A 26,720-nucleotide genomic window follows, 5' to 3' on the forward strand; every position below is an offset into this window, starting at 1 on the left:
GTTTAGCTCCCTCGGTAGGTGGAGTATGCGAACGGGCTGAGCAGCAGCGGCACGTGATAGTGCGCGGCCGGGTCCGTCACGGTGAAGGTGATGACGACCTCGGGGTAGAAGGTGTCGGCCAGGTAGGCGCCGGTGTCGAAGACCACGCGGTTGACGCCGGGGCCGGGGGTCCAGCCCTTGATCCGGCCGTCGGCGTCGGTGCGGCCGTCGGCCACGACCTCGCCCGCGTGCTCCAGACGTACGGCGACTCCTTCGGCGGGGCGGCCGGTGACGGCGTTCAGGACGTGGGTCGAGAAGCTCATCAGGACCCCTCCAGCAGCTTGACCAGCCGCAGCTTGGTGATCTTGGCCAGTTCGTCGCGGACGGTCTCGCGTTCGGTCTCCTCGTCGTGACAGAGGCGTTCGCGCAGCCGGGCGAGCATCTCGGCGCCCGTCAGGCCGGTGGCGCAGATCAGGTAGACGTGGCCGAAACGGTCCTCGTACGCCCGGTTGCCCTCGGCCAGTTCGGCGCGCGTGTCGTCCTCCACCCCCGACTGCTCCTGCCTGGACCAGGCACTGGCGGCGCGCTCCCCGATCCTGGGGTGCGCGCTGAGCGCTTCGAGGACGTCGGGCCAGGCCAGGCCGCGCACGGCCGCGTCGGCGGCGGCGGTGAGCTGAGCCGGGTCGCGGTAGGGGCGCTGGGCCGTGACGGACCTGGCGAAGGCACGGGAGGCGCAGCAGGCGAGCAGCTCCGCCGCGATGTCGTCCCGGGCGTTGAACTCGGCCAGGCCGGTGAGCGTCTTGGGCATATCAGCAGTACACACACCCGCGTGGTGCCCGGTCCATCCGCAAGAACTCTGAAGCGGCCCAGCGATTGGCTATGACTTTTCGTGTCATGCTCCAACTTCTTGGCATACTCCCGGCCCGGCCTGGCACGCCGCGCGACCCACCTAAACTGGTAGGCATCATGACCCCAACCTCTCTCATCGGCGGACACGTCTCCGTCGCCGGCGGCCTGGCGACGGGCGGTCTGGCGTACATGGCCGAGATCGGCGCCGAGATGATCCAGGTGTTCGTCACCAATCCCCGCGCCTGGGCGCTCACGGCGGGCAAGCCCGACCAGGACGCCGCGCTGGCCGAGTCGGGTGTCGACACCTTCGTTCACGTCCCTTACCTGGCCAACTTCGGCTCGCCCAACCCCGAGACGCTGGCCGGTTCGGTGGAGCTCGTCCGCTACACGCTGCGACGCGGCGCCGAGATCGGCGCCAAGGGGGTCGTGGTGCACACGGGCTCGGCGGTGACACAGCCGCGCGACGACGCGCTGCGCCAGTTGCGCGAGCATCTGCTGCCACTGCTCGACGAGATCCCCGACGACGGCCCCGACCTGCTGCTGGAGCCGATGGCGGGCCAGGGGGCGATGCTCTGCGCCACGGTGCAGGACCTGGAGCCCTACCTGGCGACGCTCGACTGGCACCCGCGGGCCGGCATCTGCCTCGACACGTGCCACGCGTTCTCGGCCGGGCACGACCTGGTCGCGGAGGGCGGGGTCATGGAGACGTTCGACGCGCTGCACGCGATCGCGCCGGGGCGGCTGAAGCTGATCCACGCCAACGACTCCAAGGACGCGTGCGGCTCGAAGAAGGACCGCCACGAGAACATCGGCGCCGGGCAGATCGGCGCCCAGCCGTTCGCCGACCTCATGCGCCACCCGGCCGTGGCGGGCGTCCCGATCTGCATCGAGACCCCGGGCAAAGCTGACAAACACCGCGAGGACATCGCAACCCTCATGAAGCTCCGCGACAGTTAGTCATTTTGTTTTACGGCCGGCCCGGTGAGCCCCACCCGCCATACGTGGCCGGGCCCCGTCCAGGGGCACGCTCCTGCGGTTTACGGGGCTGGGCGCCGTGACGTGCGCGCTGTTGGCCGTCTGGGTGGTATTTCTTCGTGCACGTGTAGGGACGCCCGCTCTCGCGATCCGGCCGCCCCCGTCAGGCCGGATCGCGGTCCCTCCGCGGCCACAGCGGGCGTCCCACACGTGCTCGGCAGGCGGGCCCTGCCCCCCGGTAGAGGGCCCGACAGCCGTGGTGACCAGTGCGGTCACCGATGGATCCGACGCATCAGACCAAAGCAGTGAGCCTTGCGGCTCGTCCCCCCGATGCGCCGGGTGGCTTCTGATGCGCAAACACTACGGTCGCGATCTTGCGGGCGAACCCCAGTTTACGGACAGCTCGTCGAACGGTATGTAGTCATCGCCATACGGAGCGTAGAGCTACGATGAACGGCCGATCCGACACGACGAGCGGTCGATTCCGGAGCCCCGCGCACTCGGGCACGAGGGCAGTCCGGACCACCACCGAGACATTCAACCCGGTTGACCAGGGAACTCGCGCCCAGCACGAAGAAACACCCCTGCGCCGCGAACGGCGCGGGGGGCCGTTCACACTCCCCGCGTTCACGCCCACCCCCGCCCATGAAGACGGGCGGGAAGACGGACGGCGGGACGGTCAGGAGATGGCGCCGCGGTGCTGGCGGACCAGTTGCTCGCGCACCTGGCGGCTGTGCCGCCTGCTCACCTGGAGCGTCTCGGTGCCGACGGTCAGCATCACCCTGCCGCCCTCGAATCTGAGCTCGCTCACGTGCCTGGCAGAGACGAGAGTGCTCCTGTGCACCCTGATGAACCCGGCGTCCGCCCAGCGCCGTTCCAGCGCCGCCAGGGACATGCGTACGAGGTAGCTGCCGTCCACCGTATGGAGGCGCACGTAGTCGCCCTTGGCCTCGGCGAACCAGACCGCCTGCTGCGGTATGAACCGGGTGATCCCGCTCAGCTCAACCGGGATCACATCGTCGAGGCCCGGCTCGGGGGGCGGCGAGACGGCCACCTCCAGCCGGCGCACCGCCTCGGCCAGCCGTTCGGCCCGGACCGGTTTCAGCAGATAGTCGACGGCTTCCAGCTCGAACGCCCGCACCGCGCACTCCTCGTGCGCCGTGACGAACACCAGCCTGGGCGGGCTGGGGAAGCCGCCGACGAGCCTGGCCAGATCGAGCCCGTCGATGCCCGGCATCCTGATGTCGAGGAACACCCCGTCGAGCCGCTCGCCGGTCCCGATCATCTGCACCATCCCCTGCAAGGCGGCGACACCGTCGCTCGCGGTCGTGACCCGCTCCACCCTGGAGTCCTTGCGGAGCAGGTACGCCAGCTCTTCCAGGGCGGGCACCTCATCGTCGACGGCCAGCACACGCAGCATGACCCCAACGCTGCCTTAATAACGCTGAGGTCACAAGCGACTTGCGAACGCAGCGCGAATAATTGACTACAGAGGGCTAAGGCGTGTCTTGGGCACCCGGAGCCGCACCGTGGTGCCCGAGCCCAGCGCCGTCTCCACCACCAGCCCGTAGCCGTCGCCGTAGATCTGGCGCATCCGCACGTCCACGTTGGCCAGGCCGATGCCGTTGCCCTCGCGCTTCGGGTCGTCGTCGAGCACCCTCCTGGCGTGCTCGGGATCCATGCCGGTGCCGTCGTCCTCGACCGTGATGTGCGCCTCCGGCCCGGCGTCGCGGGCCACGACCCGTACCTCGCCGATGCCGCCGCGGCTGCCCATGCCGTGCTTGATCGCGTTCTCCACCAGCGGTTGCAGGCACAGGAACGGCACGGGCACCGGCAGCACCTCGGGCGCCACCTGCACGCTGAAGCGCAGCCGGTCGCCGAAGCGCGCCCGCTCCAGCAGCAGGTAGCGGTCGACGCAGGTCAGCTCGTCGGCCAGGGTGGTGAAGTCGTGCGCCCGGCACAGCGCGTATCGGGCGAAGTCCGCGAAGTCCAGCAGCAGTTCCCGGGCCCGCGCCGGATCGGTGCGGACGAAGGAGGCGATCGTGGTCAGCGCGTTGTAGATGAAGTGCGGCGAGATCTGCGCGCGCAGGGCCCGCATCTCCGCCTCCAGCGCGCGCCGCCGCGAGGTGTCGAGCTCGGCCAGCTCCAGTTGGCCCGACACCCACCGGCCGACCTCGGTGACGGTCCGCACCAGCGCGGCGCTCACCTCCTGGTCGAAGGCCGCCAGCGTGCCGGCGAGCTTGCCCTCGACGAGCAGCGGCACGACGACCGCGCCGTACGGCTCGCCGGCGAACACCTGTGCCCGCCCCGATGCCAGCACGGTCCGGGCGTAGGTGAGCACCTCGTCGGTGCACGGCCCGTCCCAGGCCAGCGCCGCCTCGGTCGAGGTGATCGCGACGGCGTACGTGCCGAGCAGGGCGTGCAGATGGCGTACGGCCTTGCGGGCCGAGTCGCGGTTCAGTCCGGCGCGCAGCGAGGGGGCCGCCAGCGCGGCGATGTGCAGCGCGGTGAACGTCGCCTCGTCCTTCCAGTCGCCCGCGGGAGGCTCAGACGGCTCGGGCGGCTCCGGACGTCTGCGCGACAGCCGGGCGACCGCATAGCCGAGAACGAAGGTCAGAGAGGAGAGCACCACGCACACGGTGGTCGACATGCGGGCAACCGTAGCCAACAACAGACCGTGTTCGGGGGAAAACCCTACGGAGGGCCTTCACCGGGTTCTTCCTGGTAGGAGTAGCGTTGCTCGCGCCAGGGATCGGCCACGTTGTGGTAGCCGCGTTCCTCCCAGAAGCCCCGGCGATCTTCGAGGAGATACTCGACGGCCCGCACCCATTTGACGCTCTTCCACGCGTACAGATGGGGTACGACGGCCCGTACGGGGAAGCCGCGCTCGGCGCTGATCGGCTTGTCGTCCAGTTCCATGGCGAACAGCGTGCCCGGGGCGGTGAAGTCGGACATCCGGATGTTGGCGCCGTAGCCGTACTCGGCCCAGATCATCACATGCCGCACACCCGGGTCGGGCGGGGCCGCCGCGACGATGGTCGCCGGGCTGACGCCCCGCCACTCGTTGCCCATGATCGAGAACTTGGTGACGCAGTGGAAATCCGCGATGACGCCGGTGCGGGGCAGGCTCTCGAACTCCGGCCAGGTGAAGCAGTGCTCCTCGCCCGAGGCGGTGGCTCCGAAGACGCGGAAGTCCCAGCTCTCGGGTTTGAACTGAGGCACCCTGCCGTAGTGGATCACCGGCCGGCCGCGCGGGACGTACTGGCCCGGAGGCAGGCGCGATTCCTCCACGTACACTCCCCTCGCCGGTTTCCGTGGTCTTGGGCCATCCTGCCACCGGCCCATGCGTGCCTCGCGCGCGGGTGCGGTGCGCTAGGATCGGACCTATGCGTAACGCGTTCCTGTTTTGGTATGGCGACGGACCCGAGTCCGTTCGCCACCTGACGCTGCGTTAGCAGACAGGCGAACGAAAGGCCCCGGGTCCACATGGACCCGGGGCCTTTCGGCGTTTCCAGGGCTTTTTCCGTTTCCACGCTTGATCAAAGGAGCAGCAGATGGTGATCGTGATGGGCCAGGAGGCCACCGGGGATGATCTCGCGTCGATCGTCGCGGTCGTCCAGGCGGCCGGGGTCGAGGCGTTCGTGAGCAGGGGTGTACGGCGCACGATCGTCGGGTTGGTGGGCGATGTGGCGCAACTCGACGAGGCGAGCCTGCGCGGCATGCCGGGGGTGCGCGACGTGATGCGGGTGAGCACCCCGTACAAGCTGGTGAGCAGGGAGAACCACCCCGAACGGTCCACGGTCCACGTGGGCGGCGTGCCGATCGGCCCCGGCACCGTGACACTGATCGCGGGGCCGTGCGCGGTGGAGACACCCCAGCAGACGCTGGAGGCGGCCAGGATGGCCATGGCGGCCGGCGCGACGCTGCTGCGCGGCGGCGCCTTCAAGCCTCGCACCTCGCCGTACGCCTTCCAGGGGCTGGGCGAGCAGGGCCTGCGCATCCTCGCCGACGTGCGTGAGGAGACGGGACTGCCGATCGTCACGGAGGTGGTCGACGCGCAGGACGTCGAACTGGTCGCCTCGTACGCGGACATGCTGCAGGTCGGCACCCGCAACGCGCAGAACTTCGCGCTGCTGCAGGCGGTCGGCGCGGCGGGCAGGCCGGTCATGCTCAAGCGCGGCATGAGCGCGACGATCGAGGAGTGGCTGATGGCCGCCGAGTACGTCGCGCAGCGCGGCAACCTCGACATCGTGCTGTGCGAGCGCGGCGTCCGGACGTTCGAGAGCGCCACGCGCAACACGCTCGACATCTCGGCCGTGCCGGTGGCGCAGCGGCTGTCGCACCTGCCGGTGATCGTCGACCCGTCGCACTCGGGCGGGCGGCGCGATCTGGTGCTGCCGCTGACGCGCGCGGCGATCGCCGTGGGCGCCGACGGCGTCATCATCGACGTGCACCCGCATCCCGAGCAGGCGCTCGTCGACGGGCCTCAGGCGCTGGTCAACACCGATCTGGGCGAGCTGGCCCAGGTCATGCGGGACTTCCCGCCGCTGCTCGGCAAGACCGCCGCCGCCGCGCTGGCGGTCTGACCCGCCCCTGACGAGTACGGCCGGCGCCGCGCCTTGCCGGCCGTACTCATCAGTAACTTGAGTATGTGACCCCATGCGCTGACATGTCTCCCGGAGTGACGATGGTCGGCATGACGAAGCCCATCCAACCCACCCAGACCACCGCCTACTACGTCCAGGCGATCCTGTCGTTCGCCGTCTCCGTGTCGTCAGTGGTGATCGCCCTGGTCTATCTCCCGGCCTCCGGGTGGATCAGGGCCTTCCTCGCACTGGGCGTCCTGTACGTCATCACCTCGACCATCACGCTCAGCAAGGTCGTCCGCGACCGCCAGGAGCTGTCAGAGGTCAGCACCCGCGTCGACCAGGCCCGCCTGGACAAGCTGCTGGCCGAGCACGACCCGTTCAGGGTGGACTCGGCCTGATAGGAGCCTGAGGCCGGGCCCGCCCGGCTGGATGGCCCCCTACGGGCGGCCCGGCCTCAGAGTTTGTACTCCTGGATCGAGTCGGCGAGCTGGACGACGAGCTCCTCGGCGTCCATCCGCTTCTCGATCTGCTTGAGGTCCTCGATCTTCGCGCGCGTCTCGGCCCGCTTGGGCGCCAGCAGCGAGCAGCAGTCCTCGTCGGGCAGCTCGGAGATCTCCAGCGTGCCGATGCGCCGGGCCTCGGCCATGATCTCCGTCTTGTCCCAGCCCACCAGCGGGCGCAGGATCGGCAGTTCGACCGCGTGGTCCTGGGCCGTGATGTTGGTCAGCGTCTGGGAGGACACCTGGCCGAGGGCGTCACCGGTGATCAGCGCGGCGGCGTGGATGCGGTGCGCGACCTCCTCGGCCGTCTTGAGCATGAGCCGCCGCTGGGCGATCACCGCGAGCCGGTCCTGCCCGGAGGTGCGGATCGACTGCTGAGCCTTGCCGAACGGCACCACCCACAACCGCGATCGGCTCTGGAACCGGTCGAGCTTCCTGACCAGCGCGTACGCCTTGTAGATCGACTCGGACGTGGTGAACGGGATGCCCGAGAAGTGCAGGAAGTCGACGTGCAGCCCGCGGCGCATCATCCGGTAGGCCGCCACCGGCGAGTCGATGCCGCCCGACATGAGCACCAGCGCCCGGCCGCTGCTGCCGACCGGCAGGCCGCCCTGGCCGGGGATGCCGTCGGTGAAGACGAACACCTCGTCCCTGTCGACCTCGATGAACACGGTCAGCTCGGGGTTCTTCAGCCTGACCGGCAGGCCGTAGGCGTCGTTGATGGCGCCGCCGACGAGCCGGTCGAGCTCGTTGGAGCGCAGCGGGAAGCGCTTGTCACGGCGGCGGGAGCGCACCGCGAACGTCGCCCCGCGCTTGACCTCCTCGCGCTCGGACACGAGCTCCACGCTCGCCTTGAGCACGGCGTCGGGGTCCTTGGCGACCCGCCAGGCCGGGTGGATCCAGACCAGCCCGGGCACGTCGGCGACCCGCCTGGCGACGGTCTCCGACTGCTCGGCCGTGGCGCCCTCGGGCAGGAAGATCGCGATGACGCCGTGCCGCTTGCGTACGTCGAGCTTGAGGCCGAGCTCTTTGACGGCTTCGCGGATGTTGTCGACCAGACGGCGTTCGAAGAGATCACGGTTCTTACCCTTGAGGACGATCTCGCCCAGCTTGAGCAGAACGCAGGGCTCGCCCAGGGCGGACATCGACATGGCAGAACCTCCGGGAGTGATGGGGACGCGCTGAGGCCAACGCCTCGACCCACCGATTTTAGTCCGCGTCGAGCCCCTGCTCGATCGCATATCGCACCAGTTCCACCCGGTTGTGGAGCTGGAGCTTCTGAAGGGTGTTCTGGACGTGGTTCTGCACGGTCCGGTGCGAGAGCACGAGACGGCCGGCGATCTGCCGGTAGGACAGCCCCTTGGCGACCAGCCGCAGCACCTCGGTCTCCCGGTCGGTCAGCCGCGGCCCCTCGGCCGGCGCGGGCTGGGCGGCGAGCCGCCGGTACTCCCCCAGCACCAGCCCGGCCAGGCCGGGCGTGAACACCGCGTCGCCGTCCGCGGTGCGCCGGACGGCGTCGAGGAACTCCTCCCGGCTCGCCGACTTCACCAGATATCCGGAAGCTCCTGCCTTGACCGCCTCGAGCACGTCGTCCTGCTCGGCGCTCGCCGACAGCACCAGCACCCTCGGCGACGGCGACATCCCGGCCAGCCCCTTGGCCACCTCCGCGCCCGACATGTCGGGCAACCGCAGGTCGAGCACGACCACCTCGGGCAGGACGGCCCCGGCCACGCGGAGCGCCTGCCGTCCCTCGCCCACGGCGGCGACCACCTCGTAGCCCGCCTCGGCCAGATCCCTGGCGACCCCGTCGCGCCACATCGGATGGTCGTCCACCACCATCACCCGCACCATGGCCGCCACTCTAGGGTCGCCAGGCACGACAGCCCAACGCTAGGCGGGGACCGTGAGCTCGATCTCGGTGCCCTCTCCCGGGACGCCGGTGATCAGGACGTGGCCGCCGAGACCCTCGATGCGGCCACGGATGGACTGCGCGACGCCTAAGCGGCCGGCCGCGGCGGCCTCCTCCAGACGGCCGGCCGGAATCCCCGGACCTTCGTCGCGGACGCTGACCGTCACCGTGCCCTCCCCCGACTCGGCGAACACCCACGCCCGCGCCGCGGGCCCGCAGTGCGCGCGGACGTTGTCGAGCGCCGCCCCGACGGCCGCCGCCATCTCCTTCGCCACCGGCCCCGGCAGCACCAGGGGCGTGGCCGGGGTCGAGATCGTCACCTGCTCGGAGCCGTACCGCATGAGCAGCGGCCGCAGATCCATCACCCCCGCGGGTGGGGGCGCGGGCCGGATGAAGAGCGCGCGCAGGGCCGCTTCCTGCTGACCGGCGAGCCGGCCCAGCTCCGCGGCCTCGCCGCCCAGTTCCTGGCCGCGGCGCTGGACCAGCGCCAGGACCTGAAGGACCGAGTCGTGGACGTCCCGCGCCAGCCGATCGCGTTCGCGCTGCGCCGCCTCCATCTCGACGGCCCGCTGCATGCGTTCCTCCGCCTGCTTGGCCAGCCGCGCCACGTGGCCCACCACCACGCCCGTCATGAACAGCAGCACCGCGCCGTTGATCAGGACGGGCGCATCGGTCCCGCGGACCCGCAGCCACAGGTCAGCCGCCGCCACGACGGCCGCGGCCACCGTGCCGAGCCGCCGCCCGCCGTGCACCGCCCAGGCCAGCACCGGGCCCGCGATCCAGGTGGCCGGGACCGGCATGGTGCCCTCCCCCGGCGGCCGGGCGCCCTCCACGTACGGCGAGGCGAGCAGGCAGGCCACGGCCATCAGGAGGTCGAGCACGAGCAGCGGCCACCGGCGCAGCGCCTCGACGGAGTAGGCGAAGATCGCCGCGCCGGTCCACAGCCCCATGACGCCGATCACCAGCCACCCGGTGAGCGGCTCGGCGTACCCCCGGTGCTGCGCCAGCAACACGGCGGCGTACAGCAGCGAGGCGACGCGGAACACCGCTATCGCCCGCCAGAACGGCCTCTCGATGCCCATGAGCCCTTCTCACGTTCCGACATGACAAGTTGACAGATAGTCGAGATATCCATGTGAATAGGACAGGTCAACTGGCAGAATCCGGTGCACCCTATTGCAAGGAAACTGACTTAATGTCCGCTGTTAACCATTTCGTCCACGGCCCGCTCACGCCAGTCCTCGCCTACGTGATGTCGTGCATGGGGTCGATGCTCGGACTGCGGCTGACCGCCCAGGCGCACGCCTCTCGAGGCGCCTCCCGGATGCGATGGCTGCTCGGGGCGGCCATCTCCATCGGCGGGACCGGCATCTGGGTCATGCACTTCGTCGCCATGATGGGCTTCGAGGTCGAGGGCACGCAGATCAAGTACGACGTGCCGCTCACCGTCGCCTCCGCCGTGGTGGCCATCGTGGTCGTCGGCACCGGCCTCTTCCTGGTCTCGTACGGCGGCGGGCGGGTCCTCGCCCTGCTCGGCGGCGGCCTGCTGACCGGCCTGGGCGTGGCCAGCATGCACTATCTCGGCATGTACGCGATGAACATGTCCGCGCACGTCTCCTATGACCGCAGGATCGTGGCCGCCTCCGTCCTCATCGCCGTGGTCGCCGCCACCGTGGCCCTCTGGTTCACCCTGCGGGTCAAGCGCGCCGTCTGGATCACCGGCGCGGCGCTGGTCATGGGCGTGGCCGTCTCGGGCATGCACTACACCGGCATGTACGCGATGCTGGTCACGGTCGACGCCGAACCCTCCGCCGTGGCGGGCGCCGACGCCCTCGACTTCCTCGTGCCGCTCATGACCGTGATCAGCCTGATCACGCTGACCATGCTGCTCATGGTCATCCTGTCGCCGTCGGAGGAGGAACTACACGAGGACGCCGAGCTCGTGGCCCGGCTGGAGCTGCGCAGGCGCGCCACTCACCAGCAGCAGACCCTGCCCGCACCCCCGACGGCCCCCGTTCCCCCGCAGCAGCGGCCCGTTCGGCCGCAGCCGATCTTCGGCGCACCCGTTCCCGAGCCGCAACCGATCTTCGGAACGCCTGGATCCCCGCAGCAGCAGGGGTTCCCGCAACAACCGACTCGACCGCAAACACGCCGGAGGTAGTTGCAAATCCACTTGAGCCCTGCTCATACTCCCTTATTCACTTTTAAGGGACGTGTGTGCGTATGTCACCGATTGACCACTTCTCGCATGGGCCGTTAACCCTCCTCCTCGCCTACGCCATGTCCAGCGTGGGCTCCATGCTGGGCCTGCTGCTGACCTCGCGGGCCCGGCTGGTCGGGGGCAGGGAGGCCAAGTTCTGGCTGGCGGGCGCGGCGGTCGCCATCGGTGGCACCGGCATCTGGACCATGCACTTCATCGCCATGATGGGCTTCGCGGTGCAGGGCACGATGATCCGCTACGACATGCCGCTCACCGCGGCCTCCGCGCTGCTCGCGGTCGTGGTCGTGGGCGCCGGGCTGTTCATGGTGTCGCGGGGCGGCGAGCGGGCCCCGTACCTGCTCGGCGGCGGCGTCCTGGCCGGCGTCGGCGTGGCCGGCATGCACTACTTGGGCATGTACGCGATGAACATGGCGGGGGACGTGAGCTACGACCCGTTGATCGTCGCGCTGTCGGTGCTCATCGCGATCGCCGCGGCCACCATCGCGCTCTGGTTCACCCTGCGGGTCCGCGGCGCGGTCAAGATCGGTGGCGCGGCCCTGGTCATGGGCGTCGCGGTGACGGGCATGCACTACACGGGGATGTACGCGATGTCGGTGCACGCGCACAGCCCGTCGGCGCCGATCCCCGGCGCGGCGGCCATCGACTTCCTGCTGCCGCTGATCGTCGGGATCAGCGTGATCACCATGGGGCTGCTGCTCGCCGTCATGCTCTCGCCCTCGGAGAAGGAGATGCGCGGGGAGGCGGAGTTCCTCGCCCGGATGGAGGGCCGCGGCGGAACGGAGGAAGCCGGTAGGCCGAACGGGCGCGGCAGGCCGGAGGAACGCGGCGGGGGCGCGCCGGATGTGGATCTCTTCGGCACGCCCCGCTCTTGATCTATGTCCTAGGTACGGCCTGCGGCGCGTTAGTGGGCCGCCGACTCGTCGCGGCGCAAGCCGTACCTCGAGGGGGTTGTAGCGGTAACCCCGCTGATCCAGAAGGTACGGCCGCCCGCTTGCAGGCCGCTTTCAATCAGCCGAAGAACACCTCGGCCTCCGCGTAGCGGGACACCGGCACCGTCTTGAGCTCGGCCGTCGCCACGTCGAGCCCGACGCGGACCATGTCGGTGCCGCGCAGCGCCACCATGGTGCCGTAGTCGCCCTCGTGCACCGCGTCGATCGCCTGCAGCCCGAACCTGGTGGCCAGGACCCGGTCGTACGCGGTCGGAGTGCCGCCGCGTTGGATGTGGCCGAGCACGGTGGTGCGGGCCTCCTTGCCGGTGCGCTTCTCGATCTCCTTGGCCAGCACCTCGCCGATGCCGCCGAGCCGTACGTGCCCGAACGCGTCGAGCTCGCCGGCCTGCAGCGCGATCTGGCCCTCGACCGGGTGCGCGCCCTCGGCGACCACGAGGATCGGCGAGTAGCGGGTGCGGAAGCGCGACTCGACGTATTCGCAGACGCGGTCGATGTCGAAGGGCCGCTCGGGGATGAGGATGACGTTGGCGCCACCCGCCATGCCCGCGTGCAGCGCGATCCAGCCCGCGTGCCGGCCCATGACCTCGCAGATGAGCGCCCGGTGGTGGGACTCGGCGGTGGTGTGCAGGCGGTCGATGGCCTCCATCGCGATGTTGACCGCGGTGTCGAAGCCGAAGGTGTAGTCGGTGCCCGACAGGTCGTTGTCGATCGTCTTGGGCACGCCCACGACCTTGACGTCACGGTCGTAGAGCTGCTTGGCGACGCCAAGGGTGTCCTCGCCGCCGATGGCGATCAGCGCGTCGACGCCGGTGGCCGCCAGGTTCTCCTTGATGCGGTCGACGCCCCCCTCGATCTTGATGGGGTTGGTCCGCGAAGAGCCGAGAATCGTGCCGCCGCGCGGGAGGATGCCCCGTACGGCCTGGATGTCCAGCGGCATCGTGTCGCCTTCGAGCGGGCCGCGCCAGCCGTCACGGAACCCGACGAACTCGTGGCCGTAGACGCTCACCCCCTTGCGCACGACCGCCCTGATCACCGCGTTGAGACCGGGACAGTCGCCGCCTCCGGTGAGCACTCCGATTCGCATGACGGGTTCCTCCTATGGGTTTCTTGCCGTTAGTGAAAACATCAGTTCTTCTAAGCTTTGTCTGAGATGGTCGATACGTGAAGCTCTCGGAGTGGGCGCGGCGGAACGGGGTGCATTACCAGACCGCCTGGCAGTGGGCGCGGGACGGGAAGATGCCGGTCCCCGTGGTCAAGACCGCGACCGGTAGGTACATGGTCCTCGACCAGACGGCGGAGGTCACGGGCCGGACAGTGGCGTACTGCCGCGTCTCCGGCACCGACCAACTGGCCGAACTCGACCGGCAGGCGGCACGGGTGGTCGCCGCGACGACCGGGATGGGCCTGACGGTCACCGAGGTCGTCGGTGAGGTCGGCTCGGGCATGGACGGCGATCGGCCGAAGCTCGCCCGGCTGCTGCGCGACGCGTCGGTGGGCGTGATCGTGGTCGAGCGCCGCGACAGGCTCGCCCGGTTCGGGCTGGAGCAGTTGTCGGCCGCGCTGGAGGCCACCGGCCGCCGGATCGTGGTCATCGACGACACGGAAGGCGGCGAGGGCGCCGTCCCCGGCGCCCGGGTCGACGACGAGCTGTTGCGGGACATGGCCGAGGTCCTCACCTCGCTCTGCGCCCGTTTGTACGGCCGGCGCTCGGCCGCCCGCAGGGCCAGAGCCGCGCTCCGGGCCGCCTTCGAGGCAGCGTGAGGCGGCGCATGGCCCCGGACGACCGGGGTGCATGCCGATGGAGCCGGCACGAGGATCAATAAGATTCTCCGAACGCTTTCACAACCAGCATCGCATTCTGCCCGCCCGCGCGGGCAGTGGTCTAGACCAAATCGCGAGCGTAGCGAGCGGAACCCCTTCCGGGAGGCGATTTCGTGAGTGTGTTGGCCATCGATGCCGGGACGACCGGGGTGACGGCGCTCGTCGTGACCGAGGACGGCCGGATCGAGTCCAAGGGCTACGAGGAGTTCGCCCAGCACTTCCCCGAACCCGGCTGGGTCGAGCACAACCCCGAGGACATCTGGCAGGCCACGCTGAGCGCCTGCGCGGCGGCTCTGCGCGCGGCCACGTCCAGACCGGCCTGCCTCGGCATCACCAACCAGCGGGAGACCGCGGTCCTGTGGGACCGGCGCACGCTGGCCGCGCCGCGCCGCGCGATCGTCTGGCAGGACCGGCGCACCGCGGGCATCTGCGAGCGGCTGCGCTCGGCCGGCCACGAGCCGCGCGTCTCGGAGCTGACCGGCCTGCGGCTCGACCCCTACTTCACCGCCTCGAAGCTGTCCTGGCTGGCCGAGCACGACCGGGGCTCGTGGGAGGGCGTGCTGTCGGGCGAGGTGGCGGTGGGCACCGTCGACTCCTACCTGATCGCCCGGCTCACCGCGGGCGCGCGCCACGTGACCGACTCCTCCAACGCCTCGCGCACCCTGCTGTACGGCCTGGCGTCCGGATCGTGGGAGCCCGAGCTGTGCGAGCTGTTCGGGGTGCCCGAGTCCGCCCTGCCGGAGATCGTGCCCAGTTACGGCCCGATCGGCCGTACCGACCCCGGCGTGTTCCTCGGGCTCGACCTGCCGATCAGCGGCGTGGCGGGCGACCAGCAGGCGGCGCTGTTCGGGCAGACGTGCTTCCGGGTGGGCGAGGTGAAGTGCACCTATGGCACCGGCTCGTTCATCCTGACCAACACCGGCCAGGAGATCGTCCGCTCCGACGCGGGCCTGCTCACCACCGTCGCCTGGCAGACGCCGTCGGGCGACATCACGTACGCGCTGGAGGGCTCGGTCTTCGTGACCGGCGCGGCCGTGCAGTGGCTGCGCGACGGGCTGGGGCTGATCGGCACCGCGCCGGAGTCGGAGGCGGTGGCCCGCACGGTGCCCGACAGCGGCGGCGTGGTGTTCGTGCCCGCTCTGACCGGGCTCGGCGCGCCGTACTGGGACCCGGAGGCGCGCGGCCTGATCACCGGAATCACGCGCGGCACCACCAGGGCCCACCTGGTCAGGGCGACGCTGGAGGCGATCGCCTTCGAGGTGCGCGACGTGGTCGAGGTGATGACGGGCGTATCCACGCCCGCGTCCAACCGCGCCGGGTCCAATGGCGCCGGGTCCGCGCCGATGCTCAAGGCCGACGGCGGGGCCAGTGGCAACGACCTGCTCATGCAGATGCAGGCGGACCAGCTCGGCACGGTCGTGGAGCGGCCGGTGGTCCAGGAGACGACCGGGCTGGGAGCAGCGTTCCTGGCGGGTCTCGGCTCGGGCGTCTGGGGGTCGGCGGACGAACTGCGCGAGACGTGGCGGCTGGACCGCCGTTTCGAGCCGGGAACCCGCGACGACGCCGCGTACGAACGATGGCGGGCGGCCGTCGCACTAGCGTCAACCCAAGGTTGACGCTTTCGAATCGTCAACCTATGGTTGACCCATGGATCAGACCGTACGTCTCGACGACCTCATCAACGCGATCAAGAGCCGTCACGCCGACGATGACCCCCTGGGCCAGCTCTCCGACGCCGTGACGCTGGGCGAGCACCTCGGCGAGGTGGCCGACCACCTCATCGGCCACTTCGTCGACCGGGCCCGGCATTCCGGCGCCTCCTGGACCGAGATCGGCCGCAGCATGGGTGTGACCAAGCAGGCCGCCCAGAAGCGGTTCGTGGCCAAGGAGGGAGGCCTGGCCGAAGACGTCATCGCCCGCGCCCATGACCGCTACACCGAGCGAGCCCGCCACGTCATCGTGGAGTCCGAGAAGGAGGCCGTGAGCTCGGGCAGCAAGTACATCGAGCCCGAGCACCTCGTCCTCGGGCTGCTGCGCGAGCCGGAAGCGCTGGCGGCCAAGACCATGGTGACGCTCGGCGCGCCGCTGGAGCGGGTCGAGGAGGTCATGAAGGCCATGCTCCCCCCGGCGAGCGAGAGCGCGCCTGAGAAGCCGCCCTTCGCCCCGCAGACCAAGAAGGCCCTGGAGCTGACGCTGCGCGAGGCCCTGCGGCTCGGCCACAACTTCATCGGCACCGAGCACATGTTGCTCGGCGTGCTGTCGCTCGGCGAGGGGACGGCCGCGATCGCGCTCGACGGGCTCGGCGTGACCAAGGAGGCCGCCGAGCCCGAGATCAAGCGACTGCTCGCCGAGCTCCTCCTCAGGCGCGACAAGAAGTCCTAGGGCGCCCCCGCCGGGCCCTGGGCGAACCTGGTCAGGATGTTGCGCGTCGCGTGCCGGGTGAAGGGGGCGGCGGCCTTGGTCACCCCGTGGCCGCACCGCCTTCCCCGCATCCCGCACACCCAGCGCATCGTGCCCGAGGCGAACACCCCGGCCCCTCCCGGGGCCGTGTAGTAGGTGCTGTCGGAGGTGGTCGCCCGGCCGCCGCAGTTGACCGGCGAATGGGCCAGCACCTTGATGTTCCGCGGCGAATCGGTGGACACCTTGTCCGTCTCGACGCCCGCCAGGCCGGGGAAGCGCCTGCCCCGGGTTCCCTCGAAGATCCAGTGTCCGGGTCTGCGCACCACGTAGGTCGCCTCGGCGGGGAAGCAGTCGTACTGCTGCCCCACCAGCTTGCTCTCCGGCGCGGACGCCCGCCAGAGCGGGCACTGGGTCTCCTTGTCACACATGATCATCCGGCCGTACAGCCCGATCCGCCAGTAGACGGCGTTGGCGCCGAGGAAGGCCAGGTTCGTGCCGGCGTCGCGGGCGCGGGTGACGGCGGCGCGCATGCCGGGCGACCAGTACTCGTCATGCCCCAGGGACACCACGGCCCTGGCCCCGTCGAGCACGCCGGGCCGCAGGTCCAGGCTGGTCAGGTAGGCCAGCGGCACCCCGCTCCGCTCGGCCACCGCGATCGCGGAGCGCTCGAAGTCGAGGAAGAGCCGCGCGCCGGAGGTGTCGTAGGGCCGGTCGAAGGTCACCTTGCGCGAGCGTCCGTCGAACCCGCCCGGGCCCTGGTAGAGGCTGCGGCCGCCCCACACGTTGTACGCCTGCCAGGTGGTCACCGCGTTGACCAGCACCACCCGCCCCCGCGTCGAGGCCGAGCGCACGGTGATCGGGACGTAGCGCTGGCCGCCGGTGGAGGCGTCGAGGCGCACCAGGTAGGCGCCCTCCCGCCAGCCGGTCGTGTCGACGGTGAGCGAGGGCTTCCAGTGGGCGGCCGTGACCATGCCCTCCACCGTCTGGGGCGGCGCCTGGCGTACCCCTGGGAGACGGCCGGAGCGCCACACCTCGGCCGGGCGGGCGCCCATGCGGAAGGCGTACGCGGTGAAGTGCGGCGCGGTCGTGGAGACGCGCATCCGGAACCGCTCGCCGGGCAGCACGCTGACGCGGTCGGCGTACCCCTCGATCTCGTGCTCCGCGCCGCGCTCGGTGATGTGCCAGCGCGCCGGCCGGGCGGCGGGCGCGTCAGCGGGCGGGGTGGCCGGCGGAGCCGTGACCGGAGGTGACGGGTGAGCCGGTGCGGTGGGGACTCCGCCGCACGCGGTCACCAGCAGGAGCAGGACGATGAGGGACTTTCGCACAGCGCACCATGGTCACGACCGGCCGCTCACCGGGCCCGCGACTTGGCGAAGTCCTTACGCCGGCAGCACGCAAGAAGGGCTTTCGACCTCCAGCACCTGCCCCGTCGGCTCGGGCACCCCGTCCTTCAGCGCGAACTCGGTGACCACTCCCGAGTGCTGGTTGGCCACGTACAGGCGGTCGCCGTCGATGGCGAAGTGCCGGGGCCACTCGCCGCCCGACGGCACCTCGGCCACCAGCGACAGGTCGTCGGCCCGCAGCACGGTGATCGTGTTGGGGCCGCGGTTGGCCACGTACAGGAACTCCCCCTCGAGATGGAGGTGGGAGGGCTGGTTGACGCCCTCGGCCCGTGAGGCGAGGGTGCCCGCCGACTTCTCGCCGTCGATGAGGGTGACGATGCCGTCGAGCTCGCCCACGACGTACAGGCGCGAGCCGGAGAGGACGATGTGGCGCGGCCCGGTGCCCGGGGACAGGCGTATCGGCTCCAGCGCCTCGCCGTCGGGCGTGTAGCGGCGGATCTGGTCGGTGCCCAGGTCGGAGACGTACAGCAGGCCGTCGTGGAAGACCGTCTGGTGAGCGTGCGGGCCCTGCTGGCGCTCGGGGTGCGGCCCGGAGCCCTCGTGGCTCAGTACGATCGGGCGTCCCTCGAACGCGCCGCGGGAGTCGAGGTGGTGCAGGCTCACCACGCCGTCGCCGTAGTTGGCGACGGCGAGCAGCGCGCCCTCCGGATCGACCGCCACGTGGCAGGGGCTGTCGCCCATGCTGGGCCGCTCGTCCAGCGGGACGAGCGCGCCCGCCTCGATGCCGAACGCGCTCAGCCAGCCCTGGGCCAGCTCGCCCACCGCGTACAGCACCGGCAGCTTCGGGTGCGCCGCCAGGAACGAGGACGAGGTGAGGCGGGTCAGCTCTCCGCCGGGGCTGATGATGCCGGGCCCATATCCGCCTATATACAGGTGCTTCACAGGAGGCATCTTCTCATGGTTGACTGCGGCAATGAGTTCGTTGACAAAGGCAAGGGTTGCTGAGGTCAGGGCCTTCAATCGCTTCTATACGAAGGTCATCGGCGTCCTCCAGGCCGGAATGCTCGACTCGCCGTACTCGCTGGCCGAGTGCCGGGTGCTGTTCGAGCTCGGGCGCGCGGGCCGGCTGGAGACGGGCGAGCTGCGCGCCCTGCTCGGCCTCGACGCGGGCTACCTGAGCAGGATCCTGACCCGTCTCGAGGGCGACGGGCTGATCTCCAGGGAGCGCTCGGCCACCGACGCCCGCAAGCAGCTCGTCCGGCTCAGCGCGGCGGGCGCCGAGTCGTACGGCCGGCTGGACGTACGGTCGGACGAGGAGGCCGAGCGGCTGCTGACCTCACTGCCGGAGCAGGGACAGCAGCGCCTGATCGCCGGCATGGCCACGATCAGGGCGCTGCTGGAGGGCACCGGCGAACGCGAGCCGTACGTGATCAGACCCCTGCGCACCGGCGACCTGAGCTGGGTCGTCTACCGGCACGGCGTCCTCTACAGCCAGGAGTACGGCTGGGGCATGGACTTCGAGCGGCTGGTCGCCAGGATCATCGGCGGGTACGACCCGGCGCGCGACATGGGCTGGATCGCCGAGGTGGGCGGGGAGCCCGCCGGGTGCGTGTTCTGCGTGCGCGAGGACAACACCACCGCACGGCTCCGGCTGCTGCTGGTCGAGCCGTCGGCCCGCGGGCTGGGCCTGGGCGGACGGCTCGTCGACGAGTGCCTGCGCCACGCCAAGGCCGAGGGCTACAAGCGGATCACGCTGTGGACCCGCGACTGCCTGGTGAGCGCGCTGCGCATCTACCAGGCCGCCGGGTTCGAGCGGGAGTCGGAGCACAAGGGCATGGAGAACGGGATCGAGATCAACGAGCAGGAGTGGAGCCGCGACCTCTAGCCTCTGGAGAGGGGCAGCCGGACGGCCGGCGGAAGCGGCGTCAGGACAGGGTTCGCCTGGAACGACTGGATCATCAGGGCCGCGAAGCGGCGCGACGCCGCCACCCTCATCTCGGGTGACTCGGCGCGGATGCCTTCGTTCGCCATCAGCGCCAGGCTGATGTCCTCCAGCACGAAATCCCCCCGCAAGAGGCCCGCTTCCTTCGCCCGCCGCACCAGCTCGAGCAGCAGACGCAGCGTGCGATCGCGGTCCGCGGCGAACCCGGCCGCCTGGGGAAGCTGCGAGGTGAACGCACGGGCGAAGCCTCGGTCGAGGGCATGCACCTCCATGAGCTTCTCGATCACCAGGCAGAACCCGCCCCACGGGTCGCCCGCCGCCAGGCCCTCCTCCACGATCGCCGAGCACGAGGCCAGCTGCTCGGCGAAGGCCTCGGCCAGCAGCGCTTCCTTGGTCTGGAAGTGCCGGTAGACGGTCGCGACACCGACCTCGGCGCGCCGGGCGATCTCCCGGATCGGCACGTCGAGGCCCTCGGCGGCGAAAGCCAGGCGAGCGACCGCGAGGATGCGCCCGCGGTTGTCGCGGGCGTCCGAGCGGAGCTTCGTTATCACTTGTGCCGTCACCGCTCTCACTTTAGTTAAACGGACGGGGTGCTCCGTTACGGTTCGGCGCATGAGAGCTGTTCAGTTTTCCGAGTACGGCCCGCCCAGCGTTGTGCGGGTGGCCGAGGTCGATGCGCCGCACGCCGGACCGGGGGAGATCCGCGTCGCCGTACGGGCCTCGGGAGTCTCGCCCGGGGAGACGTACATCCGCTCCGGGACGCTGCGTGACGTGGTGCCCACGACGTTCCCGTATCGGACCGGGTTCGACGCGGCGGGCGTGGTGGACGAGGTCGGCGACGGCGTCACGGGCGTGGGCATCGGCGACGAGGTGTTCGGCATGACCGATTCGGCCGCGCGCGGCGCCAATGCCGACTTCGCGGTGCTGGCCGCCTGGGCGCCCAAACCGGCCGCGTGGAGCTGGGCGGAGGCGGGCGGCGCCGCGGGCAGCGTCGAGACGGCCACCCGGGTCCTGGACCGGCTCGCGGTCGGCGCCGGGCACACCGTGCTCGTGCAGGGCGCGGCCGGTGGGGTGGGCACCATCGCCGTCCAGCTCGCGGTCGCCCGCGGCGCCACCGTCATCGGTACGGCGAGCGAGCACAACCACGACTTCCTGCGTTCCCTCGGCGCGGAACCGACGACGTACGGGACGGGGCTCGTCGAACGGATCCGCGCGCTGGCACCGGCCGGAGTGGACGCGGTGTTCGACTGCGCCGGAGGGGCGCTGCCGGACCTCATCGCCATCGCCGGCGACACAGCGCGCGTGGTGACGATCGCCCCCGACTTCACCGCGGCGGCCCACGGCGTACACCTGTCGCACGGAGCGCCGGCCGACGACACGGGCGCGGCCGTGGGAGCCCCCGCCGACCCGCTGGCGCTGCATGGCCTCGCGATCGCAGTCACGCTCGCCGGCGAGGGCCGGCTGCGGGTGCCGGTCGCGGCGGCGTTCCCGCTCGCCGAGGCCGCGTCCGCCCACGAACTGAGCGAAAGCCGCCACGCCCGCGGAAAGATCGTGCTGGTGAGCTGATCGGACGCCCGTGGCCGGTCACGACAACCGGTCACCGGCCCTGCGCTCGGCCCGCCTCGTCCAGACGTGGGTGATCGGCGACGACATGACGGACGCGGCTCCCACTCAGGCGTAGAAGGGGCCCGGAGGCGTAGGTCCCCGCCCAGGCGCAGAAGGAACCGGAGGCGCGGGTCCCCGCCCAGGCGCAGAAGAGGCCGGACGCATGGCTCCCGCTCAGGCGCGGAAGGGGCCGGCCACCTCGAAGGTGCGGCCGTCGTCGCGGCCGCGTCTGGCTGAGAAGTAGAGTCGCCCGCCGCCGGGCGCGAACGCCAGCCCCGTGAGCTCGGCCCCGCTCGGGCCGCCGAGCTTGAGGAACGGCGTGACCTCCCGGTCCGGCGTGATGAGGTCGATCTCCGTCGACTGCCTGGCGACGTACAGGTCACCCGACGGTGCCGCGGTGATGGCGCGTACGCCGTCGCAGATCCGGTCGAGCGTGGAGGTCTCGGCGTCGTAGGCCCACAGGCCGCTGTCGCCCTCGGTGGTGAAGTAGCAGACGCCGCCCGCGTAGTGGCAGCCCTCGCCGCCGTCGAAGTGGCGGGCGTCCTCTATCTGGTGGCGCGCGGCCTTGAGCAGGGCGGCGGGCGACGGCACCGGCTTCCAGTCGCCGCCGTCGCAGAGCACCTCCAGAGTGCCCTCGGTGAGATCGCCCCAATCGCCCGGCCTGAACCGGTAGAAGCACCCGTCGGGCTCCCCCTCCGTCAGGTAGACGACCTGCCGGTCGGGGTCGCAGGCGGCGGCCTCGTGCTTGAAGCGGCCCATGGCCAGCCGGGGGCGCCCGGCGCGGGCGCCGTAGGGGTCGCATTCGAAGACCCGGCCGCGGTGGCCGAGCTCGCACGAGAGCCAGCTGTCCCACGGCGACGCGCCGCCCGCGCGGTTGAGGTCGGTGCCGGACAGGATGCGGTACGCGTCCGCGATCGAACCGTCGGCACGGAAGCGGAGCGCGGACGCGCCGCCGAGCAGCGGCAGCTCGGAGTTGGACACGTAGATCCAGCCGGTGCCGTCGGGGAAGCAGGCGCCACCGTCGGGCGCCGCGTGCCAGGTCAGCCCGGCCACCTTCTGACCCGAGCGGGCCACGATCCGGCCGCTGAACCCCCCGGGCAAGGCCAGATCGTCGCCGCCGGGCGGCTCCAGGGGGCCATATGGGCTCATCCCGCCCTGCCGGAGCGGACCGGTGCGGAGGAGCGTCTTGCTGGACATCGTGGAGCCTCCCTCTTGGTGCCACGCTAGTCGACCTCACCGACATGAATGACAGGGATGTGCGAGATCAAACTCTGCGCGAACCTCAGGCGTGATCCGGTGACACCAGCACGGCTCACATCGGCGCAGCTCACATCAGCGCAGCTCACTTAAGCACAGCGAACCAGCCGCCGACCTCCACGTGGCGGCCGGTGACCGTGAACATCGTGCGGGCCGCCAGCGCGGGGAGATCGGACGCGAACACGGCCCGGAAGCGGGCGGGCGGGCTCCCGGGCCGTGCGCGCCGGCCTCGTGTGCGTGGCGCCGGGGTCAGCGCTGGGCCTGGAACATCCAGTGCTGCTTGTCGATGTCCTGAGCCACGGCGATGAGCCGGTCCTGGGAGACGGGGTCCGGCTCGTCGGTCGCGGTGATGCGCTCGCGCATCCGGTTGCCGATGCTCTCCAGGATGTCCGTCATCGTCGCCACGACCTTGCCGTCCTCGATCCCGCCGTTCTCCGGCTGCGAGAGCTTGGTGGACTTGGCGACGGTGGCCGCGCGGCCGTCCGGGCTGATTCCCAGGGCGACGGCGCGTTCGGCGATGGTGTCGGCGTGCTCGCGGGCCAAGGCGGTGAGCTCGTCGAGCTGCAGGTGGATCTGCCGGAAGTGCGGGCCGGTCAGGTTCCAGTGCATCTGCTTGGCGAGCAGCGAGAGATCGATGAGATCGACCAGTGCTCCCTGGAGGGCCTTCGCGACCGTGTTCTTCGCGTCGCCCGAGAGCGGACCGGTGATCGTAGCCATGATGTGCTCCTCCCCGTAAGGGTCTTCTACAAAGAACCCCTCTCCTGCCCGTTGTCTTCCGATTGACACTGCAATAGTGACAGTGTAATTGTGAAGGTATGAGCGACACCTGGACCATCCGCGAGCTGGCGGAGCGCGCCGCCGACGCGTTGCGCGCCCACGCGCAGCCGCTCAACGGCCGGGTCCGCGACGTGCCCGGTGAACGCTTGATCAGGTGGTACACCACGATCGGCCTCGTCGACCCGCCGCTGACCAGGCGTGGCAGGATCGCCCAGTACGGCAGGCGGCACCTGCTGCAGCTCGTGGCCATCAAGCGGCTCCAGGCCGCCGGGCGGTCGATCGCGGAGATCCAGATCGCCCTGACCGGCGCCACGGACACCACCCTGGAACAGACGGCCCGTCCCGGACGGTCGCCTTGGGACGAGGACGCCGCAGCGTTGAGGACCGTTGCGGGCGAGGCGGCAACCGAGGCCACAGCGCCCCAGAGTGCGGGATTTCCCGATGAGGCGGGGCTCCCGAACGGCGAGACACCCAAGGCGACGACCCCCCACGACGACTCGGCGGCCGGGTCCGGGAGCCCACGTGGCCGGTTCTGGGCCGAACGTCCCGCCGACGGCACTGGTCCCGCTCTACCGCATCCGCGTCCCACCGGCGGTCCCTTGCCCGCCGACGGTCCCTTGCCCACTGACGGTCCGATGCCTGCTGGCGCTCCCCAACCCGTCAACGCTCCCCCGCCTGTCGACACCCCCTTGCCCCCTGGCACTCCCCTGCCCGCCAACGGTCCCTTGCCCGCTGGCACTCCCCAACCCGCCGACGCTCTCCCGCCCTCCAGCGCGGCCCTACCCTCTGGCGCCGCCATGCCCGCTGACGTTCTCCCGCCCCTCAGCGCGGCCCCACCCCCTGGCGCCGCCACGCCCGGCGCCTCCACGCCCGGCGCCTCCACGCCTGGCGGCGCTCTCCGGCCCGCTAGTCCTCCCCCGCCCGGCGATACCGGCCGACCCGCGCGTGTCGCCCGGCCCCGTGGGGCGCTGGTGTGCGGGGTCAGGCTCGCTGACGGGGTCATGCTCGTGCTCGACGGCGCCGGCCGTGCCCCGGCTGAAGACGACATCCAGGCGGTACTCGCCGCGGCGGCGCCGCTGCTGGCGCTGCTCGAAGAGAGGAAGCTGATATGAAGATCACTTCGCTGGAGCCCACCCGGTGCCTGCCGGTGCCGGACGCCGGGTTCGGCGCGCTGCGGACCGTGCGCGGGAACCTGCCTCTGGAGAGCGTGGCCGTGTCCGCCGACATTTCCGGATTGGTCGCCGGGGTCGAGGTGACGCAGGGCTTCCGCAATCCGTACGACGTCACGCTGGAGGCCACGTACGTCTTCCCGCTGCCCGACCGGGCGGCGGTGACGGGGTTCAGGATGGAGGCCGACGACCGGGTGATCGAGGGCGTGCTCAAGGAGCGCGGCCAGGCCAGGGCCGACTACGACCAGGCACTGCGCGAAGGGAAGCGGGCCGCGATCGCCGAGGAGGACCGGCCCGACGTGTTCACGATCAGGGTGGGCAACCTGCTGCCCGGCGAGCGGGTGACGGTCCGGCTCACGCTGAGCCAGCCGCTGCCGTACGAGGACGGCGCGGCCACGTTCCGCTTCCCGCTGGTCGTCGCGCCTCGCTACATTCCGGGCACCCCGCTCGACGGCCCCGGCTCCGGAGACGGCACCGCGCCCGACACCGACGCGGTGCCCGACGCGTCGCGCATCACGCCGCCGGTGCTGCTGCCCGGCTTCCCCGACCCGGTACGCCTGTCGCTGACCGCGACGATCGACGCCGCCGGGCTGGACCTGCGCGAAATGGCCTCCAGCCTGCACGTGGTCGAGGAAGAGGGCCATACGGTACGGCTGCGGCCCGGCGAGCGGCTGGACCGCGACTTCATCCTGCGGCTGTCGTTCGACGCCTCGACCGCGCTGCAATTGGACGGTCAGGGCGCGTTCTCGCTGACCGTGCTGCCCCCGGCGCTGGAGTCGCCGCGCGCGCCGCGTGACCTCGTACTCCTGCTGGACCGCTCGGGCAGCATGGGCGGCTGGAAGATGGTCGCCGCGCGCCGGGCCGCGGCGCGGATCGTCGACACGCTGACCGAGCAGGACCGGTTCGCGGTGCTGACGTTCGACTCGGTGGTGGAGCAGGCGTTCGAGGGGCTCGTGGCGGCCTCGGACCGCAACCGCTACCGCGCCGTCGAACACCTCTCGCGGGTGGACGCCCGCGGCGGCACCGAACTGCTGGAGCCGCTCCGCCAGGCCATCTCCCTCCTCCATGACCGGGCCGGGCGGGAACGCGTCCTCGTGCTGGTCACCGACGGGCAGGTGGGCCACGAGGACCAGATACTGGAGCAGACCGGCGGCGCGCTGTCGTCGATGCGGGTACACACCGTCGGCATCGACCGGGCGGTGAACGCCGGGTTCCTCGGCCGGCTGGCCGGCCTGGGCGCGGGCCGCTGCGAGCTGGTCGAGTCGGAGGACCGCCTGGACGCCGCCATGGAACAGATCCACCGGCGCATCGGCGCGCCCCTGGTGACCGACCTGTCGCTCAAGGACCTCGACGTGGAGCCCGGCACGGTCACCCACCTGGGCTCCATCTTCCCCGGCGTCCCGCTGCGGGTACACGGCCGCTACCGGAACGGCTCGTCGGTGACCGTACGCGGGCTGGCCTCGGGCACCCCGTGGGAGCAGCAGGTGACGGGCACCGTGGTCGACAACCCGGCGATCCGCGCCGTCTGGGCCCGCGCGCACCTGCGCGAGCTGGAGGACCGCTACGCCATGGGCGAGCACGAGCTGGAGGCGCAGATCGTCCAGGTCTCGCTGGAGAACGGCGTCCTGTGCCGCTTCACCGCCTACGTGGCGGTCGACACCAGGAAGGTGGCGGAAGGCGAGCCGGAGCACCGTGTCATCCAGCCCGTGGAGCCGCCGAGCGGCTGGGAGCTGCCACAGAACCCGCCGATGATGCCGTTCATGGCCCAGGCCGCGGTGATGGCCGCGCCGTCGTTCCGCCCCAGGTCGGTGCCCGACCCGGGCTTCGCCCCCGGCCCGGGCCACGGCTTCGCGGGCGGCGCCCAGGAGACGAGCGCTTCAGACATAGCCGCTCCGGGTGGTGCTCCAGGCGCTCCGGGTGGTGCTCCGGGCGGTGGCGCGGGCCGCGGCTTTGGTGGCGGCTCGGCCGGTGGGCGGATGAGCCCGTCGCCGCGGTTCGCCCCGCCCCCGGCTCCGCGTCCGGGCGCATCCGGGCTGGAGTCGGTCAGGACGCAACTGGTCGTCGAGCTCGACCGGCTCAAGGCGCTGCTCGGCGGCCCCGACCCGCTCTACCTGGCGGACCTGGGCTCCCGGCTCTCGGCGCTGGCCGCCTTCCTGGGCGGGCACCCGGAGCTGGCCGCCCTGGCCCAGGAGCTGCAGGCGGCGGAGCGGCCGGGCACCGACGCCGAAGCGCTGAAGACGCACGCCATCGAGGTACTCACCGCACTCACCAGCGGATCGCCCGCACCGGGATCGTCCTCACCGAGCACGCCCCGCCGCCCGTTCTGGAAGCGCACCTGACAGGACCGGCGAGGAACCCGTGGCGGGGGGCGGGGAGATGGGGGGCCCCCCCCCCCCCCCCCCCCCCCCCCCCCCCCCCCCGACGGGCGGCATCA

The 26,720-nt window shown here is 71.2% G+C and carries 26 protein-coding genes; 12 read left to right on the plus strand and 14 right to left on the minus strand.

Annotation, left to right across the window (positions count from 1 at the left end; translation table 11 throughout):
- Window positions 1-2 precede the first annotated feature (2 nt).
- Both uraH and uraD read right to left on the minus strand, forming a co-directional pair.
- Window positions 3-305, minus strand: coding sequence for a hydroxyisourate hydrolase (uraH, locus tag KLK06_RS23770; RefSeq protein WP_214638059.1), 303 nt, complete (start codon window positions 303-305; stop codon window positions 3-5).
- Window positions 302-787 carry a 2-oxo-4-hydroxy-4-carboxy-5-ureidoimidazoline decarboxylase gene (uraD, locus tag KLK06_RS23775; protein ID WP_214637764.1) on the minus strand — a complete coding sequence of 162 codons (486 nt, stop codon included), beginning with the start codon at window positions 785-787 and terminating at the stop codon, window positions 302-304. The genes uraH and uraD overlap by 4 nt, the downstream gene beginning before the upstream one ends.
- A 158-nt stretch (window positions 788-945) precedes the next feature.
- Between uraD and KLK06_RS23780 the strand changes: the two genes are divergently transcribed.
- On the plus strand, window positions 946-1,785 hold the full coding sequence (locus KLK06_RS23780; RefSeq protein ID WP_214637765.1) for a deoxyribonuclease IV: 840 nt from the start codon (window positions 946-948) through the stop codon (window positions 1,783-1,785).
- A 697-nt stretch (window positions 1,786-2,482) separates the two neighbouring features.
- Here KLK06_RS23780 and KLK06_RS23785 read toward each other — a convergent pair.
- The 3 genes from KLK06_RS23785 to KLK06_RS23795 form a co-directional block, all read right to left on the minus strand.
- Entirely contained in the window at window positions 2,483-3,223 is a 741-nt protein-coding gene (locus tag KLK06_RS23785) for a LytTR family DNA-binding domain-containing protein (RefSeq protein WP_214637766.1), read from the minus strand.
- 66 nt (window positions 3,224-3,289) lie between these two features.
- Window positions 3,290-4,453 (minus strand): sensor histidine kinase, encoded by a 1,164-nt coding sequence (locus tag KLK06_RS23790; protein WP_214637767.1) that lies wholly within the window; start codon window positions 4,451-4,453, stop codon window positions 3,290-3,292.
- A 44-nt stretch (window positions 4,454-4,497) separates the two neighbouring features.
- Complete coding sequence (locus KLK06_RS23795; protein ID WP_308168413.1) at window positions 4,498-5,094, minus strand: molybdopterin-dependent oxidoreductase; 597 nt, start codon at window positions 5,092-5,094, stop codon at window positions 4,498-4,500.
- A 263-nt stretch (window positions 5,095-5,357) separates the two neighbouring features.
- On the opposite strand from KLK06_RS23795, the gene aroF reads away from it, so the two are divergent.
- Window positions 5,358-6,389, plus strand: a complete 1,032-nt coding sequence (gene aroF, locus KLK06_RS23800; RefSeq protein ID WP_214637769.1) for a 3-deoxy-7-phosphoheptulonate synthase — start codon at window positions 5,358-5,360, stop codon at window positions 6,387-6,389.
- Between the two features lie 110 nt (window positions 6,390-6,499).
- Window positions 6,500-6,790 carry a YiaA/YiaB family inner membrane protein gene (locus KLK06_RS23805; RefSeq protein WP_214637770.1) on the plus strand — a complete coding sequence of 97 codons (291 nt, stop codon included), beginning with the start codon at window positions 6,500-6,502 and terminating at the stop codon, window positions 6,788-6,790.
- Window positions 6,791-6,846: 56 nt separating this feature from the next.
- Here KLK06_RS23805 and thiI read toward each other — a convergent pair whose 3' ends face one another.
- From thiI to macS, 3 genes are read right to left on the minus strand one after another with little or no spacing between them, the layout of a single operon-like run.
- Entirely contained in the window at window positions 6,847-8,043 is a 1,197-nt protein-coding gene (gene thiI, locus KLK06_RS23810; RefSeq protein ID WP_214637771.1) for a tRNA uracil 4-sulfurtransferase ThiI, read from the minus strand.
- A gap of 58 nt (window positions 8,044-8,101) precedes the next feature.
- Window positions 8,102-8,743, minus strand: coding sequence for a response regulator transcription factor (locus tag KLK06_RS23815; protein WP_250905887.1), 642 nt, complete (start codon window positions 8,741-8,743; stop codon window positions 8,102-8,104).
- A 39-nt stretch (window positions 8,744-8,782) separates the two neighbouring features.
- On the minus strand, window positions 8,783-9,883 hold the full coding sequence (macS, locus tag KLK06_RS23820; protein WP_214637772.1) for a MacS family sensor histidine kinase: 1,101 nt from the start codon (window positions 9,881-9,883) through the stop codon (window positions 8,783-8,785).
- 113 nt (window positions 9,884-9,996) lie between these two features.
- Between macS and KLK06_RS23825 the strand changes: the two genes are divergently transcribed.
- Together KLK06_RS23825 and KLK06_RS23830 are read left to right on the plus strand one after the other, a co-directional pair.
- Window positions 9,997-10,962 carry an MHYT domain-containing protein gene (locus tag KLK06_RS23825; protein WP_214637773.1) on the plus strand — a complete coding sequence of 322 codons (966 nt, stop codon included), beginning with the start codon at window positions 9,997-9,999 and terminating at the stop codon, window positions 10,960-10,962.
- 62 nt (window positions 10,963-11,024) lie between these two features.
- Complete coding sequence (locus KLK06_RS23830; RefSeq protein ID WP_214637774.1) at window positions 11,025-11,894, plus strand: MHYT domain-containing protein; 870 nt, start codon at window positions 11,025-11,027, stop codon at window positions 11,892-11,894.
- 136 nt (window positions 11,895-12,030) lie between these two features.
- Here KLK06_RS23830 and KLK06_RS23835 read toward each other — a convergent pair whose 3' ends face one another.
- Window positions 12,031-13,056 carry a 6-phosphofructokinase gene (locus tag KLK06_RS23835; protein ID WP_214637775.1) on the minus strand — a complete coding sequence of 342 codons (1,026 nt, stop codon included), beginning with the start codon at window positions 13,054-13,056 and terminating at the stop codon, window positions 12,031-12,033.
- 77 nt (window positions 13,057-13,133) lie between these two features.
- On the opposite strand from KLK06_RS23835, the gene KLK06_RS23840 reads away from it, so the two are divergent.
- The 3 genes from KLK06_RS23840 (at window position 13,134) to KLK06_RS23850 (ending at window position 16,175) form a co-directional block, all read left to right on the plus strand.
- The gene (locus KLK06_RS23840) at window positions 13,134-13,733 is read left to right on the plus strand and encodes an IS607 family transposase (protein WP_214637776.1); all 600 of its coding nucleotides are present in this window, start codon (window positions 13,134-13,136) and stop codon (window positions 13,731-13,733) included.
- 173 nt (window positions 13,734-13,906) lie between these two features.
- On the plus strand, window positions 13,907-15,409 hold the full coding sequence (glpK, locus tag KLK06_RS23845; protein WP_214637777.1) for a glycerol kinase GlpK: 1,503 nt from the start codon (window positions 13,907-13,909) through the stop codon (window positions 15,407-15,409).
- 31 nt (window positions 15,410-15,440) lie between these two features.
- Complete coding sequence (locus KLK06_RS23850) at window positions 15,441-16,175, plus strand: Clp protease N-terminal domain-containing protein (RefSeq protein WP_214637778.1); 735 nt, start codon at window positions 15,441-15,443, stop codon at window positions 16,173-16,175.
- Here KLK06_RS23850 and KLK06_RS23855 read toward each other — a convergent pair.
- Window positions 16,172-17,518 (minus strand): N,N-dimethylformamidase beta subunit family domain-containing protein, encoded by a 1,347-nt coding sequence (locus KLK06_RS23855; RefSeq protein WP_214637779.1) that lies wholly within the window; start codon window positions 17,516-17,518, stop codon window positions 16,172-16,174. The genes KLK06_RS23850 and KLK06_RS23855 overlap by 4 nt on opposite strands.
- A 54-nt stretch (window positions 17,519-17,572) precedes the next feature.
- On the minus strand, window positions 17,573-18,487 hold the full coding sequence (locus KLK06_RS23860; RefSeq protein WP_214637780.1) for a lactonase family protein: 915 nt from the start codon (window positions 18,485-18,487) through the stop codon (window positions 17,573-17,575).
- A 22-nt stretch (window positions 18,488-18,509) separates the two neighbouring features.
- On the opposite strand from KLK06_RS23860, the gene KLK06_RS23865 reads away from it, so the two are divergent.
- The gene (locus KLK06_RS23865) at window positions 18,510-19,421 is read left to right on the plus strand and encodes a helix-turn-helix domain-containing GNAT family N-acetyltransferase (protein WP_214637781.1); all 912 of its coding nucleotides are present in this window, start codon (window positions 18,510-18,512) and stop codon (window positions 19,419-19,421) included.
- Here the strand turns inward: KLK06_RS23865 and KLK06_RS23870 are convergent.
- Window positions 19,418-20,041 carry a helix-turn-helix domain-containing protein gene (locus KLK06_RS23870; protein WP_308168414.1) on the minus strand — a complete coding sequence of 208 codons (624 nt, stop codon included), beginning with the start codon at window positions 20,039-20,041 and terminating at the stop codon, window positions 19,418-19,420. The genes KLK06_RS23865 and KLK06_RS23870 overlap by 4 nt on opposite strands.
- Window positions 20,042-20,090: 49 nt before the next feature.
- Here KLK06_RS23870 and KLK06_RS23875 point away from each other — a divergent pair, with 49 nt between their 5' ends.
- Entirely contained in the window at window positions 20,091-21,044 is a 954-nt protein-coding gene (locus KLK06_RS23875; protein ID WP_214637783.1) for an NADP-dependent oxidoreductase, read from the plus strand.
- A gap of 213 nt (window positions 21,045-21,257) precedes the next feature.
- Here KLK06_RS23875 and KLK06_RS23880 read toward each other — a convergent pair whose 3' ends face one another.
- Together KLK06_RS23880 and KLK06_RS23885 are read right to left on the minus strand one after the other, a co-directional pair.
- On the minus strand, window positions 21,258-22,280 hold the full coding sequence (locus KLK06_RS23880) for an alkaline phosphatase PhoX (RefSeq protein ID WP_214637784.1): 1,023 nt from the start codon (window positions 22,278-22,280) through the stop codon (window positions 21,258-21,260).
- Window positions 22,281-22,589: 309 nt separating this feature from the next.
- Window positions 22,590-23,057, minus strand: coding sequence for a Dps family protein (locus KLK06_RS23885; protein WP_214637785.1), 468 nt, complete (start codon window positions 23,055-23,057; stop codon window positions 22,590-22,592).
- A 98-nt stretch (window positions 23,058-23,155) separates the two neighbouring features.
- On the opposite strand from KLK06_RS23885, the gene KLK06_RS23890 reads away from it, so the two are divergent.
- Window positions 23,156-24,229: a helix-turn-helix domain-containing protein gene (locus KLK06_RS23890; protein WP_214637786.1), complete on the plus strand. Its 1,074-nt coding sequence runs from the start codon at window positions 23,156-23,158 to the stop codon at window positions 24,227-24,229.
- Window positions 24,226-26,625 (plus strand): VIT domain-containing protein, encoded by a 2,400-nt coding sequence (locus KLK06_RS23895; protein ID WP_214637787.1) that lies wholly within the window; start codon window positions 24,226-24,228, stop codon window positions 26,623-26,625. The genes KLK06_RS23890 and KLK06_RS23895 overlap by 4 nt, the downstream gene beginning before the upstream one ends.
- Window positions 26,626-26,720 lie beyond the last annotated feature (95 nt).

Origin of the sequence: Nonomuraea sp. NEAU-A123, assembly GCF_018603905.1 — a bacterium.
In the GTDB taxonomy this organism is placed as follows: Bacteria; Actinomycetota; Actinomycetes; order Streptosporangiales; family Streptosporangiaceae; genus Nonomuraea.